Annotated in this window: 14 protein-coding genes; 6 read left to right on the forward strand and 8 right to left on the reverse strand. The window is 60.6% G+C overall.

The genetic code is table 11. The features are described 5' to 3' along the window. The first annotated feature begins 106 nt into the window (after window positions 1–106). The 3 genes from LJY18_RS20020 to LJY18_RS20030 all read left to right on the forward strand — a co-directional run bounded on the left by LJY18_RS20020 (window position 107) and on the right by LJY18_RS20030 (window position 2371). Window positions 107–400, forward strand: coding sequence for a SelT/SelW/SelH family protein (locus LJY18_RS20020; protein WP_238043804.1), 294 nt, complete (start codon window positions 107–109; stop codon window positions 398–400). Window positions 401–671: 271 nt separating this feature from the next. Then, complete coding sequence (locus LJY18_RS20025) at window positions 672–1835, forward strand: MFS transporter (RefSeq protein WP_238043806.1); 1164 nt, start codon at window positions 672–674, stop codon at window positions 1833–1835. Between the two features lie 107 nt (window positions 1836–1942). Then, a complete protein-coding gene (locus tag LJY18_RS20030) occupies window positions 1943–2371 on the forward strand; it encodes a hypothetical protein (protein ID WP_238043808.1) in 429 nt (142 codons plus the stop codon). Between the two features lie 27 nt (window positions 2372–2398). On the opposite strand, the gene dacB is transcribed toward LJY18_RS20030, so the two are convergent. Beyond that, window positions 2399–3838: a D-alanyl-D-alanine carboxypeptidase/D-alanyl-D-alanine endopeptidase gene (gene dacB, locus LJY18_RS20035; RefSeq protein ID WP_238043810.1), complete on the reverse strand. Its 1440-nt coding sequence runs from the start codon at window positions 3836–3838 to the stop codon at window positions 2399–2401. A gap of 236 nt (window positions 3839–4074) precedes the next feature. Here dacB and LJY18_RS20040 point away from each other — a divergent pair, with 236 nt between their 5' ends. Then, window positions 4075–4419, forward strand: coding sequence for a YggL family protein (locus LJY18_RS20040; RefSeq protein ID WP_238043812.1), 345 nt, complete (start codon window positions 4075–4077; stop codon window positions 4417–4419). A 355-nt stretch (window positions 4420–4774) separates the two neighbouring features. Here LJY18_RS20040 and LJY18_RS20045 read toward each other — a convergent pair whose 3' ends face one another. From LJY18_RS20045 to LJY18_RS20055, 3 genes are all read right to left on the reverse strand, one after another. Further along, window positions 4775–6580, reverse strand: a complete 1806-nt coding sequence (locus tag LJY18_RS20045) for a hypothetical protein (RefSeq protein ID WP_238043814.1) — start codon at window positions 6578–6580, stop codon at window positions 4775–4777. A gap of 137 nt (window positions 6581–6717) precedes the next feature. Continuing rightward, complete coding sequence (locus LJY18_RS20050; RefSeq protein ID WP_238043816.1) at window positions 6718–7782, reverse strand: FUSC family protein; 1065 nt, start codon at window positions 7780–7782, stop codon at window positions 6718–6720. Between the two features lie 3 nt (window positions 7783–7785). Then, window positions 7786–9117 carry a deoxyguanosinetriphosphate triphosphohydrolase gene (locus LJY18_RS20055; protein ID WP_238043818.1) on the reverse strand — a complete coding sequence of 444 codons (1332 nt, stop codon included), beginning with the start codon at window positions 9115–9117 and terminating at the stop codon, window positions 7786–7788. A 324-nt stretch (window positions 9118–9441) separates the two neighbouring features. Between LJY18_RS20055 and LJY18_RS20060 the strand changes: the two genes are divergently transcribed. Beyond that, window positions 9442–9819: a DoxX family protein gene (locus LJY18_RS20060; RefSeq protein ID WP_238043820.1), complete on the forward strand. Its 378-nt coding sequence runs from the start codon at window positions 9442–9444 to the stop codon at window positions 9817–9819. Window positions 9820–9960: 141 nt separating this feature from the next. On the opposite strand, the gene LJY18_RS20065 is transcribed toward LJY18_RS20060, so the two are convergent. From LJY18_RS20065 to LJY18_RS20075, 3 genes are read right to left on the reverse strand one after another with little or no spacing between them, the layout of a single operon-like run. After that, on the reverse strand, window positions 9961–10296 hold the full coding sequence (locus tag LJY18_RS20065) for a hypothetical protein (protein ID WP_238043822.1): 336 nt from the start codon (window positions 10294–10296) through the stop codon (window positions 9961–9963). Continuing rightward, window positions 10293–10676 carry a phage holin family protein gene (locus tag LJY18_RS20070; protein ID WP_238043824.1) on the reverse strand — a complete coding sequence of 128 codons (384 nt, stop codon included), beginning with the start codon at window positions 10674–10676 and terminating at the stop codon, window positions 10293–10295. The genes LJY18_RS20065 and LJY18_RS20070 overlap by 4 nt, the downstream gene beginning before the upstream one ends. 11 nt (window positions 10677–10687) lie before the next feature. Next, window positions 10688–11005 carry a DUF883 family protein gene (locus LJY18_RS20075; protein WP_238043827.1) on the reverse strand — a complete coding sequence of 106 codons (318 nt, stop codon included), beginning with the start codon at window positions 11003–11005 and terminating at the stop codon, window positions 10688–10690. Between the two features lie 393 nt (window positions 11006–11398). Here LJY18_RS20075 and LJY18_RS20080 point away from each other — a divergent pair, with 393 nt between their 5' ends. Next, a complete protein-coding gene (locus tag LJY18_RS20080) occupies window positions 11399–12607 on the forward strand; it encodes an ammonium transporter (protein ID WP_238043829.1) in 1209 nt (402 codons plus the stop codon). A gap of 64 nt (window positions 12608–12671) precedes the next feature. Here LJY18_RS20080 and LJY18_RS20085 read toward each other — a convergent pair whose 3' ends face one another. Next, window positions 12672–13925, reverse strand: a complete 1254-nt coding sequence (locus LJY18_RS20085) for an OprD family porin (protein ID WP_238043831.1) — start codon at window positions 13923–13925, stop codon at window positions 12672–12674. Window positions 13926–14060 lie beyond the last annotated feature (135 nt).

The raw sequence follows: 14060 nt of genomic DNA on the forward strand, positions 1-14060 counted from the left end.
TCATCTAAAAGGCTCGCTTACCCGCGCAAGGTAAACGGGCCTTTTTCGTTGCAGGCTAGAGTGTCGGGCGGGGTTATCATGATTGTTTACGAAGGCAGAGTGTTTTATGTCCAGCGGCAAAGTCGAAGTGACCATCATCTATTGCACTCAGTGCCAGTGGCTGTTGCGCGCGGCCTGGCTGGCCCAGGAGCTGCTGTCGACCTTTGCCGATGATCTTGACAGGGTCAGCCTGCAACCTGGCACCGGCGGGGTGTTTCGCATCACCTGTGATGGTGTGCAGATATGGGAACGCAAAGCCGACGGTGGTTTTCCCGAAGCCAAGGTGCTCAAGCAGCGCTTGCGCGATTTGATCGATCCGACCCGGGATCTTGGCCACGCTGATCGTTCGGTCGATACCTGATCGCTCGCGCGGCAGCGCTTTGCTGGATTGATGAGCATTCTGGCGATCAGGGCAACTTACTGAGCCCGGCCACCCTGGGTCGTAACAATTCCGCGAAGCTGGTTTGGCTGATCGATCGGTCAGCTTTTTTGTTCCTGGGCTTGTTCTCAAACTGTCTCGGCGCTAGGGTTGCCAGCTCTGTAGGCTAGCTGAAAGGATGTTTGATTCTAGTGAAAAGCACGCATGAAACCTGGTCTCCATTGTCTTTGCGATCGACCCGGATCGCGGCCAATTGAACGCGCCCTCTAGAGCGCTGTTGCTGTTGGCGCTGGTGGTGGCAGCGATCAATCTGCGCCCTGGGATCACCTCGCTGGCGCCGCTGATCGAACGGATTGCCGACGAGTTGGCGTTGAACCGGAGCCTGATCAGTCTGACCACGGCATTGCCGGTACTGTGCATGGGACTGCTGGCACCTGTTGCGCCGCGCCTGGCTCTGCGCCTGGGACTGGAGCGCACCATCGCCTTGTGCATGGGGGTGATTTCGGCCGCCTTGCTGATGCGCCTGGCTGGCCAGTCCAGTACGGTGCTGATAGCCAGTGCGGTGCTGCTCGGCGCTGCGATTGCGATTGCCGGACCGTTGCTGTCAGGCTTTATCAAGCGCCACTTCGTTGGTCAGATGGGCACCGTAGTCGGCTGGTATTCCTTGAGCATGGCTGTAGGCGGCGCGGCTGGCGCCGTGCTGACGGCGCCAGCCACGCAACTGTTCGGCGACAGTTGGCCCCGGGGGCTGGCGGTCTGGGCCTTGCCCGCGGTAGTGGGGTTGCTGTTGTGGCTGTGGCTGCCCAATCGCGTGGAGTCCTCAGAGGCTGCAGAAGCCGGTAGCGGTTTGCCCTGGAATCAACCACGTGCCTGGCTGATCAGCTGCTTTTTCGCGATTCAGGCCGGTCTGTTCTATGCCCTGGCAACCTGGGCGGTGGCGCGTTACCACGAGGCAGGCTTGACCCTGTTGCACAGCAATGCGCTATTCAGTATTTCGATGCTGATGGGCATGCCCAGCGCGTTCCTGTTGCCCTGGTTGGCCCAGCGTTTCGGCAATCGCTATGCCTTGTTGGTCGGCTGTGGCTTGGTGTCATCCCTCAGCCTGGCGATGATCACCTTTGTGCCGACCTTCGCACCAGAATTCTGGGCGGTGAGCATCGGCTTCGGTCTTGGCGGCTCATTTGCCTTGTCCCTGGTGCTGCCGTTGTACGAGGCGGGCTCGCCGCTGGCGGTCAGTCGCTGGACCGCGATGATGCTCTGCATGGGCTACAGCATGGCGTGCCTGACGCCGGTCCTGACCGGTCTGGCGCGCGACCTGGCGGGTCACTATCAATTGCCGTTCATGGTGCTGACCAGCCTGGCGCTGCTGATGACAGCGCTGGCCTGGGTCATGCGCCACGGCCCCCGCCATTCCTGATCAGGCGAGTGTGAGTCGGCCGGCAAAGTGACAAAGTTTCCCAGCAGTTCCTTTCTCGGCATTCGGTGCTGTGATAGAAGGCAGCCTTGATTTTCTGGAGTACCCGTGTGGAGTCCGAATCCATTGTTTATGGTTGCATTCGCGACTGGCCGTCCGATAGCCCGGCGCAGAGTCGCCGGCGCCGTGAGATCAACCACCAGGTGCTGGGTGAGTTGCCGGCTGGCGAGGCCTGGCCATTTCTGGGTCGCGAGATGTTTGCCTTTTGCCAGCAGCCCGGAGAAGGTCTGTATCAGACCCAGGTGATTCACTTCGGTGCCAGTTACCGCGCGGTCGAGTACGAGTGGAGTCTGTGGGTCGAGCAGTTCGAAACGCTGCTCAAACGCTTGTACTGGGCCAGCGCCGTGGTGCATCTGGAAACCGAACTGAACGGCACCCATACCTTCCGCTGGGAGTCGGACAACGCTGGTCACAGTCCTCAGGAGGGCGAGCTTCGGGTGCGTTGCGCCTGGGAGCGCGAAGGCGGCTTGCGCGGCTGAATGCCGGGTAGCCGCCTACCTCCGTGTTCAGGGTTTGGGTTGGCGATAGAGGTCGAGCAGTACCTGGTCGAGAATCGATGATGCGCCCCAGGGCCGCGAATCATTGAGAATCGCCACCACCGCCCAACTGTTGCCATTGCTGTCGCGGCTGTAGCCGGCGATGGCGCGTACATTGTTCAGGGTACCGGTCTTGATATGCGCCTCACCGGCCAGGGCAGTGCGGTGCAAGCGTTTGCGCATGGTGCCGTCCATGGCCACCAGCGGAAGGGAGCTGATGAATTCGGCGGCATAGGGGCTTTTCCAGGCAGCCTGGAGTAGCTGGGCCATTTCACGCGCGCTGACGCGTTCGTCACGCGACAGCCCGGAGCCGTTCTCGATGACCAGGTGCGGGGCAGTAAGGCCCTTGCGCGCCAACCAGCTGCGGATCACCCGCTGGGCAGCCTTGGCGTCGTCGCCGTCGGCCTCATTGCGAAACTGCGCGCCGAGGCTCAGAAACAACTGACGGGCCATGGTGTTGTTACTGTATTTGTTGATGTCGCGGATGATCTCCACCAGGTCCGGGGAGAAGGCGCGAGCAAGCAGGCGCGCATCTTGCGGTACATCGGCGAGGCGATCCTTGCCGAGGATCTTGCCGCCCAGTTCCTGCCAGATGGCCCGCACGGTGCCGGCGGTATAATCAGGGTGGTCGAGCAGGGACAGGTAGGTCTGGGCGCTGCAGCCTTCTGCCAGCTTGCCGGTGACGATCACGGTAGTACCGTCGAACTGTTTCACCGGGTTGTAGCGCACATCCGGCCAGCCTGGACACTTGGCTGATGGCAGGGCCTTGACCCGATTGTCGATGCGGATCTCGGCAATCGGTGGTTCGACCGCGATGTGCACCTTGCCGCCGTCGTTACGCGCGACGAAGCGCACTGCCTTGAGGTTGACCAGCAAGGCGTCGGGGGTGACCAGATAAGGTTTGTTGGTGTCGCCGCCGTCATCGTTGAAAGTCGGCAGCGCGGGCTGGTTGAAGTGGCTGCGGTCAAGTACCAGATCGCCGCTTATCTGGTGCACGCCGTTGGCGCGCAGGTCTCGTAGCAGCAGCCAGAGTCGCTCCATGTTCAGCTTGGGGTCGCCACCGCCTTTTAGGAACAGGTTACCGTGCAGTACGCCGTCTTTCAGCGGGCCGTCGGTGTAGAACTCGGTTTTCCACTGGTGTGTCGGGCCGAGCAGTTCCAGCGCGGCAAAGGTGGTCACCAGTTTCATGGTCGAAGCCGGATTGATCGACACGTCGGCGTTGAAGAAGGTGCTGTTGCCGGGGCCGGTAAGCGGCAGGGTGACCACCGACAGCGATTGGGTGCTGATCTTGCTGGCTTTCAGCGATTGCTGAACCTTATGTGACAGACCGCTGTTGGCGGTGGCCTGCAAGGGCAGGGCGAACGGCAGGAGCAAGCCGGCGATAACCAGCGTACGCAAGGTGTTGATCATGGGTAGATACCCTCCAGTTGAGGGATGGTGGTCACGAGTGACATGTACGGAAGGTGTCTTCAAGGTTTTGTGAGTCGCCGCACATTATGCCCGAGGGCCGAGATGCTTGCGCTGCTCTATGACCGGCGTAAATGCTTTGCTCAGTGTAGCGCCTGTCGCCTGGCTGGCAGAGAGGCGGGCAATTCACACGGCAAGCTGCTAAAGTGCCGCGCGTTATCACTTTTGAGGATTGTTCCATGGCTACTAACCGTTCCCGCCGTCTGCGCAAAAAACTCTGCGTGGATGAATTCCAGGAGCTGGGTTTTGAGCTGAACCTGAACTTCAAAGACGATCTGGCCGAAGAGGCCATTGATGCATTCCTCGATCAGTTTCTGCGTGACGCCATGACCGCCAACGGTCTTGGTTATGTCGGCGGCGATGACTATGGTCTGGTATGCCTGGCCAAGCGTGGCTCGGTCAGCGAAGAGCAGCGTGCCCAGGTCGAAGCTTGGTTGAAGGGTCGTGATGAGCTGGTCGACATTACTGTCAGCCCGCTGATGGATGTCTGGTATCCGGAAAGCACTATCAATACTCCGGCCTGATGTTCGCCGGCTGGGCATGCAATATGCCCAGCCGTTGCTTCACCTTCCATTCCATGCAGGCTTTTTCGTTACACCCCCCCTCTCTCCTGTATGACAATCTGATTCGGCAAGAGTTTATCAAGCCCAGCGGCCGCCTTGTCTGTCAGCCCAGCCTTGCTCAGTACCGCGCAGTTATCAATCTCGTCGATCTGTTGTGCCTGCATGAAGCGTTTGTCTTAGCGCCGACAGGTTTTCGTGCGCACGAATAGCCAGGCAGTCTCGGGTCAACGAGGGTGAGCAAGCACCCGGGTGAATTTCACTACGCGCTGGCAGTGGCCTGCGAAGTCGGGGCTTTTGGCGTCGATGGCGCGGGCGATCAGTTGGATAAGGAGTCGAGCAACTGTTTGCGCCTATCTAGCAGCCGCTGGCGTTCAATACAGCGCGTCGCTACTTCAGACACCGCCTCGATGAACGCCACGCTTTCGGGGCTTTGCATGGCCCGGTCGGCTGGCTCGCCATGGTCGCAGTGCAGCAGTACCAGGACGCCCAGGCGGTCGCCCTTATGGTTATGCAGGCCGGTGGCAACCAGGTGTACGCGCGGGCTGTCGAGGGTTTGCAGCAGGCTTCGGTAGTCGCCGGCCTGGTCGAAGCCCAGCGAGGCGATACAGCTCTTGTCGCCGTTGGCCGGTTGCTGCAGCCAGGTGGGCATCTGGCTGGCGGCCTTGTCGTAGCCACGAATGCCGTGCTTGTCGAGGCTGTGCTGCGCGCCGTGGAGAAATAGGCCATGAGGCTGCAGGCGCCCGCTGTCGGCATCGAGCAAGTAAATCAGGCCGCCGTGGGCCCCGCTGACGGCCAGGCTTTCCTGCAGGATTCGCTCAATCAGGGTATCGAAGCTAGTTTCGGCGCAGAGGCTGGCGGAGATGTCGAGAAACCTGGCAATGGTCGCCTTCATCCGCAGCATGGACTCAGCCAGCTGATCCACTTCCAGCACCGGCGAGTGACCGCTGGATGCATAGTCGAAGTCGAAACGGCGGATGGCCTCGGCCTCTAGCACCAAGGCGCGCAAGGGATTGGCCATAATGCGCGAAGCCAGCCAGCCCAGGGGTAGGCACAGCAGCAAAGTGGTCAGAGTGATAAGTGCGCCTTGCCAGCGGATGCGGTAGGCGTCGGCCAGCAGTTCGTCTTCCGGCACCAATAGCGCCAAGTATAAACCTTGCGGTCCACCTTCCAGTATATGGCTGCGCGAAACGACCCAGCGTCGTTCGCGCAGCTGCAGAATGCTCTGGTGGGGGGCGTCCGGGCCATCGGCCAGGAGGGTCGCGAGTTCCGGGCTGAGATCGCGCGCCGGGGTCAGGTGCGCTTCACCGTCATGCATCTTCAACAGGCGTGCACTGTCTGGATAGGCCACGGTATTGCCCTCGGCGTCGAACAGGATGATTTGGCTGTTGGCCGTTACCTGGTGCTGGGCCAAGGTCGTGGAGAGGTCGGATAGCGTCAGGTCCGCAGCCAGAATGCTGGTCGGTCCGGCACGTCTGGCCAAGGTGGTGCCGACTTGCTGGGTGGAAAAGAACACATAAGGCGCGGTGGTGATCTGTTCAGCTTGGCTGCTGGCGCTCAGATACCAACTGCGGCTGCGTGGATCGAAGGCTTGCAGGGGGCGTTGCTGCTGGCTGATGAGGTTCAGCGCATCGTCGAAGAACAGGTAATGGGCCTCATCCCCGGTTTCGCTGCGGTCGATCGACCAGACCTGATAGGTTGCCTGCTCGGGTGCCGCCAGGAACTGCTTCATCGTCTCGCTGCGCAGTGGCCGCAGCATGAAGAAGTCGCCGTCCGCATAGCCGAGGTACAGCGAGGCCAGTTTGCGGTTGTCACGCAGGGCCTGGGCCATCGGTTCAAGCAGCGCCAGGCGGCCCTCAAGATCGGTCGCCTGGGTCGCGCGATTGAGCACCAGCATGCTGAGCAGGTGGTTGATGGGTTGGTAGGTGTGGCGCAGGTCCTTCTGCACATCCTGCTGGATGCGCTCGAACAGCTTGGCGCTGCTGGAAAAGATAATCTGCGAGTTCTGCTGATAGTTGAACAGCCCCAGCACTATGCCAATCAGCACTAACAGCAAGGTGAACAGCACGCTGATATGTAGGTGCAGGGGGAAGCGGCGGTCTTTGCGGGTGGGAGTCCTGGGCATCGCGCGTCTCTCCGTGAAGTGCGCTAGGAACCCAGGGAGCATAGTGAAGGGGCTGTAGTGTTGCCTGCTAAGGGCGATTAATTATAAAAATATCTCTGCTTAGCGCTGCGATTGGTCGAACAGGCTCGATGACCGACTCAAGGCGTTCGCCGCAACGCCGCAACGCGCTTCGCGCGTTTGCCCAGCAACTGACTCAAGCCGTGCATGAGTAGGGCGACGAACAATGCCAGTACCACGCCAAACAGGGCGTTGAGCAAGCGCACCTCGGCAAGCTGCCAATCCTGCGCGAGGCTTTCGGCGAGCAAGACGAAGCAGACGGTGGTCTGCAACACGAATAAGCCGTAGTGGTTGGCCTGAACGGCACGGCTGAGGGCGATCAGTGGCAGCAGGGTGGCGACCATCAGCGGCGGGTCCTGCAGGCTATGCCCGAGTAAAATCAATAACCCCGCAGCAGCCAGGCTGGCCAAGCTCGATTGCAGGGCGCGCACCAAGCTGCCCTGGAATTCCAGTTGCAGTGTGGTAACCACGGTCAAGGTCAACCAGTAGCCGCGTTCCAGTCCGGCCAGGTTGACGATCAGGCCGGCGAGCGAGAAGGCCAGGGTGCAGGTCAGCGCATGCAGGCGCCACTGTTGCTGCGGCAAGCGCTTGGCGTGGCGTTTGAGCACTTTGAGGAGGCTGACGAAGCGCGGCATGTATGGCCACATGCGCAGGCCATGCATGCCGCGCAGGCCGAACGCCAGGAGCATCACCCAGAGCCCGCCGAGGATGAACAGCATGGCGATGGCGAGTGGTTTATCCAGGTGGCCCAGGCCTTGTTGACCCTGGCCCAGGCACAGGCAGACGGCCAGGCCTATGCCAAGTTTGCCGGCCTCGCTGCCAAAGCGCTGCAGCCAGGCGAGCAAGAAGCCAAAGGCAGCGAACAGGCCAAGACTGATCAGCGGATCGCTGGCCGCCCAGAAACCCAGGCCGGCACTGCAGGCGCCGAGGCCTATCAGCATCAACATGCGCAGCATGCCGAGGCGGTGCAGAGGGTTGGCCTGGGCGGCCTGAAAGGCGCCAACCGATGCCCAGAGAAAGCCTGGATGGCCACTGAACAAACCCAGTAACAGGGGCAGGGCGCAGCCGAAGCCGGCGACCATCGCCGGTCCCCAGGCCGGCGGTCCGGCATGCCAGCTGAAGGTTTTGCGTAGTACGCTTTTCATGGGTTACACCGGACTCGAGCGTCCCGTCATTTCACGGGCCATTTCAGTAGCGTAGCTGTCGGTCATGCCGGCGATGAAGTCGATCATGCGCAGAAACGAGTTATACAGCGATCCGTGTGGATCCGGCGCATTGTTGCCGAGCAAGTCGAGGATGCGCCGGTGTTTGAACGATGGTGTGCGTCCGCCATGCTGTTCCAGTGCGGCGCCACAAAAGGCATTGAGGAGGATTTCCAGGGTGGTATAGGCGCCGATCTCGTGCAGGGTCTTGCGCTTGTCCTGGAAGATCTTCTCCCGCGCCATCTCCTTGGCACTCTGCACACAGCGCTTGGCAGTGCCGTGCATGTGCTCGACCAGATCGCCCTGCAACGTACCGGCAAGCAGGGCCTCCTGTTGCTCGACGAAGGCATGGGCAGCAGCATTGGTCAGGTGTTCGATGGCCTTGCCACGCAGGATCGCCAACTTGCGCCGCTTGGAATCCTGCGGGCCAAGCTGGCGGTAGGTTTCCGGCAGGTCATCGCCGACCAGATCGAGCAACAGTGCCTCGACTTCGCTGTAGTCGAGCAGCTCCATCTCCAGGCCATCTTCCAGGTCGATCAGGCCGTAACAGATGTCGTCCGCCGCCTCCATCAGATAGACCAGCGGATGGCGCGCCCAGCGCTGTTCTTCCAGTTGCGGCAGGCCGAGTTTCTGGGTGATCTGTTCAAGCAGTGGCAGCTCGCTCTGGTAACAGCCGAACTTGTGCTTCTTGTAGCCGAGCGCTTCGGCATGACGCGCGGTCCAGGGGTACTTCAGGTAGGTGCCGAGGGTCGCATAGGTCAGCCGCGTACCGCCGTCGAACTGGTGGTATTCCAGTTGGGTGAGCACGCGAAAGCCCTGGGCGTTGCCTTCGAAACTGAGAAAGTCACCGCGCTCGGCCGCGCTCATCGCATCCAGCCAGCCGCGCCCTGCGGCCTGCTGAAACCAGTGGCGAATGGCATCCTCGCCGGAATGGCCGAATGGCGGGTTACCGATGTCATGGGCCAGGCACGCTGACTGCACGACCATGCCCAGATCGCTTGGCTCGCACCAGGCGGGCAGTTCAGTGCGAATCATCTCGCCGACGCGCATGCCCAGCGAGCGTCCGACGCAGCTGACTTCCAGCGAGTGGGTCAGGCGCGTATGGATATGGTCGTTGCTCGACACCGGGTGTACCTGGGTCTTGCGTCCCAGGCGGCGAAAGGCGCCGGAGAAGATGATGCGGTCATGATCCTTGTGGAAAGGGGTGCGGCCCAATTCATCGGCGCTGTGCGTAGGTTTACCGAGTCGTTCGCGGTTGAGCAGTGTTTGCCAGTCCAAGGCCAGTCCTCGCCATTAAGTGGCAGATGGCCCCTAGCTTCGGGGTTGCCGGGCTTTCCTGCAAGTATCCAGGCTTTGCACGTACCGTAAAAGATTGCATGCGGGCATGACTGTGGCGCCGCGAAATATGGCTTCGAGTGGCGAAAGGGGGGGGCGTTGCTAAGATCAGATCAAGGTGCGAATGCAGGCATCCTGCCAGCTGGGGCTTGTTACGCGAAAGCGAGTCCAGCACCTCTGCACCTCCCGCAACAGCGAATATCGGGTGATCCACTGAAGCAGGCCGTAAGGGTTCGCTATAGCGGCTTTTCTCATGATGGAGGATGTATGAATAATGCAATCGTCTTGGTCGCTCGGCTGCTGCTGGCCCATATTTTTCTGTTAGCCGGATTTAGCAAGATCACCGGTTATGCCGGTACCCAGGGCTATATGGAGAGCGTGGGGATTCCCGGCGCGCTGTTGCCGCTGGTGATCGCTTTGGAAATCGGCGGCAGCCTTGCACTGATCTTCGGTTTTCTTACTCGCTGGGCGGCGCTGGCGCTGTCAGCTTTCTGCATAGCGTCCGCGGTGATTTTTCATCGTAACTTTGCCGACCAGACGCAAATGATCATGTTCATGAAGAACCTCGCCATGGCTGGCGGATTGCTTCTGCTTTATGTGCAAGGTGCGGGCGCCTTCAGTGTCGATGCCCAGCGCGGTAAGTAGTTGCGCTGTCCCAATGACCTGCTGTACGGGGCGGATTTATCCGTGAGAACTCTTGAGGCGGCGACCCAAATGGGCAGGCAGTAAAACGCCGCGAAGCACGGCGTAGGGTTCTGCCCGGCAAGATTGTGGCCAGTGGCATGCCTATGGGGCTTTTGCCTGGTTGTCAGTGTCTCGCGGCGGGTTGCGCCTGAGCAGCGGGAAGGCGATCAGGGCAATGCGCAGCCAGCGCCGCCAGTTGCCGCGGCGGATACCCAGCGTTGCCAGGAGCAGGGCGCCACCGGCGACCCAAAGTGGTGCGTTGCTGTTGCCCAGCTCTTCGCGCCAATGGCTGCTGAAATACTGCGCCTGGCGCAGCGGCTGCAGCATTACCAGCGTTTCATGGCGCAGTTCCTGGCGATGCATCTCCAGGCGCAGCCGCAGCATGGCTTTGCGCAACTCGCTGCGCGAAGCCTTGGCAGGTAGTTCAGGTAGGCTCATGGCAGCAGTTGCTCGCGGTCGCGGGCCAGTTCTTCGAGGCTGGCGCTGAACGGTGGAGGGGCATTGCGTAGGTGCGCCAGCAGGCGCAGCAGGCAAACCAGCAGGCCCAAGGTATAAGCCGCGCACAGAAGGATGATCACGGTCAGCCGATGGCTATCCCAGAAGCTGATCAGCAGCGCAGCGGACAGCCCAACCATCAGTAGCAAGCCAAACACCAGGCTCAGGCTAGCCAGTACCAGCAGGCGAAGTGTATGGCTTTGCTGTTCTTTCAGTTCTTCGCCAAACAGTGCGATATGGCCATGCAATAAGCCGAGCAGGGCCCCGGCAAAGCGCCGCGGCGAGCCGCCGCGGCTGGGTGTAGCGGGTGGTGTGGCGTCCATGTCTTCTCTCATCAGCGCCGCGTGATCAGCATGCCCAGCAGCAAGCCGATGGCGGCGGCCACACCCAGAGTCTGCCAGGGATGGGACTGCACATAACCCTCGGTTGCCTGGACTGCAGCCTTGCCACGGTCGCGTAGCGAGTCTTCTGCGTTGTTCAAGGTGGAGCGGGCACGGCCGAGGCTGGTGCGAATCTGTTCGCGCAGCTCTTCGGCTTGCTCACCAACCAGGCTGGCCGAATGTTGCAGCAATTTCTCAGTGTCGCTTACCAGTGCCTGAAATTCGTTGAGCAGTTCGTCCTGGCTTGCGGCGTTGGCGTTATTACGAGGCATCGAGTTTCTCCTTGAACGGTTTTGTTCAGTGTTCAGTGTAAGAGGTTCGAGTGTGGTGTGGGGGTTGGGTTCCTTTTTTATCTGGCAGGGCGGTTTCGCCTGCGCATCGATCGAGTACTGGTACAGCGCTTGCATTGTGCTGGTGCGCACTTTTGGCCTGACGCTCCTTTATGGGGCTCGCCAAGGGTCGGCCTGGATGCCATGGTGCATTTATAAGTCTCTAATAAATATAGATTAAATACCTTTGGTGCAGGTTTGAGTGGGGCTGTTCTGCTGCCCTGTATGACTGTGCTACATGGAGTGGGTCGCTTGTTGTGCTGCCAGATGGTGCGTCTGCATCAATAAGCGACCCCCTTTGGTGCATCTTCCCTAACCACGGAGTTTTCTTCGCTGATGGACAACATCAATAGTGCTGTGGAAACCCTGATTCACGGCTCCAACACCCTGTTTATCCTCCTTGGCGCGGTCATGGTGCTGGCCATGCACGCCGGCTTCGCCTTTCTCGAGGTGGGTACGGTCCGCCAGAAGAATCAGGTCAACGCCTTGTCGAAGATAATCTCCGACTTCGCCGTTTCAGCCCTAGCCTATTTCTTTATAGGCTATTGGGTTGCCTATGGCGTGACTTTCCTCGAACCAGCGAGCGTGCTGACCGAAGGCAACGGTTATGCCTTGGTCAAGTTCTTCTTTCTGATGACTTTCGCCGCAGCGATCCCGGCGATCATCTCCGGTGGTATCGCCGAGCGCGCCCGGTTCGGTCCGCAACTGTGCGCCACTATTCTGATCGTGGCCTTCGTCTATCCGTTCTTCGAGGGCATGATCTGGAACGGCAACTACGGTGTTCAGGATTGGATTGCGGCGCAGTTCGGCGCGCCTTTCCATGACTTCGCCGGCTCGGTGGTGGTGCATGCGATGGGCGGGTGGCTGGCCCTGGGGGCGGTGCTGTTGCTGGGGCGGCGTAACGGGCGCTATCGCGATGGCAAGCTGGTGGCGTTCGCACCATCGAATATTCCATTTCTCGCCCTGGGCTCATGGATCCTGATCATCGGCTGGTTCGGCTTCAACGTGATGAGTGCGCAGACCCTGGGCAGCGTCAGCGGCCTGGTGGCGGTCAATACGCTGATGGCGATGGTCGGCGGCACTGTGGCGGCCTTGCTGGTCGGGCGCAATGACCCGGGCTTTCTGCATAACGGCCCCTTGGCTGGGTTGGTGGCGGTCTGTGCCGGCTCCGACCTGATGCACCCGGTTGGCGCCCTGGCCACTGGCGCCATCGCCGGAGCCCTGTTCGTCTGGGCGTTCACCGCGACCCAGGTCACCTGGAAAATAGACGACGTGCTCGGCGTCTGGCCACTGCACGGCCTGTGCGGCGTGTGGGGTGGGATCGCCTGCGGGATTTTCGGTCAGCAGGCCTTGGGCGGCCTGGGTGGTGTCAGCCTGAGCAGTCAGCTGGTCGGTACCGCACTCGGCGTTGTGGTGGCGTTGGCCGGTGGCTTGCTGGTGTATGGCGCGCTCAAGGCGTTGGTCGGCATCCGCTTGGGTCAGGAAGAAGAGTTCAATGGCGCCGACTTGTCGATCCACAAGATCGGCTCGGTCAGCGAAGACTGATCAAAGGCGATCCAACACGCAAAAAGCCCGCTCGGATGAGCGGGCTTTTTGTTTGCAACCCGGCTTACAGCAGCGGGATGCTGTAGCTGACGATCAGGCGGTTTTCGTCGAGGTCGCCACCGGTGGCGGCAGCATTGCTGCGCACCATCGCATTGCGCCAGCGCACGCCGAGGTTCTTCAGCGGGCCTTCCTGCACCGTGTAGCTGATGTCCAGGTCGCGTTCCCATTCCTTGCCGTCGCGCCCGCCTGCTCCGGTGAAGTCTTCACCGGTTACATAACGAACAAAGGCTGCCAGGCCGGGTACGCCATAGGCGGCGAAATTGATGTCGTAGCGTGCTTGCCAGGACTTCTCGTCCTTGCGGGTGAAGTCGAGGATCTGCAGGTAGTTGACGATGTAGGGGTCGGTCTCATTGAGGAAGGGGAAGGCGTTGTCGCCGCCGACGTCCTGATAACCCAGGCGGAAGGTGTGCGCACCCAGGCCGGCCCAAAGGTTGACTGAGGTCAGGTCGTTATCCAGCTTGCCACCGAGCTTCTTGCCATTGTCCTGGGAGTCGAAATACGCCAGGTTGGCGCCGAGCTTCCAGTCGCCAATCGGTTGTATATGCACCAGGTTGTAAAGCTTCTGGTCATAGATGTCTTCGAGTTCGCCGTACCACAGGCCGACCGTGGTATTGCCGCCGTTGAACTTGTAATCGCCGCCGCCGAAGTTATAGCGGTCGCTTTCGCCGCTGACGTTGCTGGCCCTGATGTCCTGACTGTCGGTGGAGTTGCGGAAATTCACCTCGCGCAGCTGACCGCCGTTAAGAGTCAGGCCGTCAATCTCCTGGGAGGAGATCATGCCGCCGTTGAATACCTGGGGCAGCAGGCGTGAATCGCCGGAGGAGACGATTGGCAGTTTTGGCATCAGGCCACCGACCTTGGCCACGGTCTTCGACATTTTCACTTTGAGCGCCGCGGTGGCCTCGGAGTATTCGTCCGGGCCTTCGTTGCCAAAGCTATTGGGCAGCAGGTTGGTGCCGGCACGTTCGTCCGATGAGTCGAGCTTCAGGCCCAGGCCTGCATAGGCGTCCAGGCCGAAGCCTACGGTACCTTCGGTAAAACCGGACTCGGCTTTGAAAATAAAGCCCTGCGCCCACTCCTCGCGTTTGGATTGCTGCGCTGCTGTAGTGTTGCGCAGGTCACGGTTCATGTAGAAGTTGCGCAGCTGCAGGCTGGCAGTGCTGTCCTTGATGAATTCGGCGTGAGCCAGGGACGGTAGGGTGAGGCTGGCGCCCAGGGTGGCAAATGCCACTGCTTGGGCGAGGCGCGTCTTACTCATTATTATTGTCTCCATGATGGTGTGCAGACCGGCGCATGACCGACCTGTTACGGCGTTGCGGAATAAACCACGAGCGGGCCGGACCAGCCTTTAGACTTTAGTCGGCAGGCTTTATCAATCAGGAACTTGCGTGTG

The organism is Pseudomonas sp. MMS21 TM103 (assembly GCF_022132145.1).
Lineage (GTDB): Bacteria > Pseudomonadota > Gammaproteobacteria > Pseudomonadales > Pseudomonadaceae > Aquipseudomonas.

Bases quoted from the DNA above. Each gene is read 5' to 3' on its own strand.
- LJY18_RS20020 (WP_238043804.1), top strand. From the start codon at position 107: ATGTCCAGCGGCAAAGTCGAAGTGACCATCATCTATTGCACTCAGTGC.
- dacB (WP_238043810.1), bottom strand. From the start codon at position 3,838: ATGATCAACACCTTGCGTACGCTGGTTATCGCCGGCTTGCTCCTGCCG.
- LJY18_RS20040 (WP_238043812.1), top strand. From the start codon at position 4,075: ATGGCTACTAACCGTTCCCGCCGTCTGCGCAAAAAACTCTGCGTGGAT.
- LJY18_RS20045 (WP_238043814.1), bottom strand. From the start codon at position 6,580: ATGCCCAGGACTCCCACCCGCAAAGACCGCCGCTTCCCCCTGCACCTA.
- LJY18_RS20050 (WP_238043816.1), bottom strand. From the start codon at position 7,782: ATGAAAAGCGTACTACGCAAAACCTTCAGCTGGCATGCCGGACCGCCG.
- LJY18_RS20060 (WP_238043820.1), top strand. From the start codon at position 9,442: ATGAATAATGCAATCGTCTTGGTCGCTCGGCTGCTGCTGGCCCATATT.
- LJY18_RS20065 (WP_238043822.1), bottom strand. From the start codon at position 10,296: ATGAGCCTACCTGAACTACCTGCCAAGGCTTCGCGCAGCGAGTTGCGC.
- LJY18_RS20070 (WP_238043824.1), bottom strand. From the start codon at position 10,676: ATGGACGCCACACCACCCGCTACACCCAGCCGCGGCGGCTCGCCGCGG.
- LJY18_RS20075 (WP_238043827.1), bottom strand. From the start codon at position 11,005: ATGCCTCGTAATAACGCCAACGCCGCAAGCCAGGACGAACTGCTCAAC.
- LJY18_RS20080 (WP_238043829.1), top strand. From the start codon at position 11,399: ATGGACAACATCAATAGTGCTGTGGAAACCCTGATTCACGGCTCCAAC.
- LJY18_RS20085 (WP_238043831.1), bottom strand. From the start codon at position 13,925: ATGAGTAAGACGCGCCTCGCCCAAGCAGTGGCATTTGCCACCCTGGGC.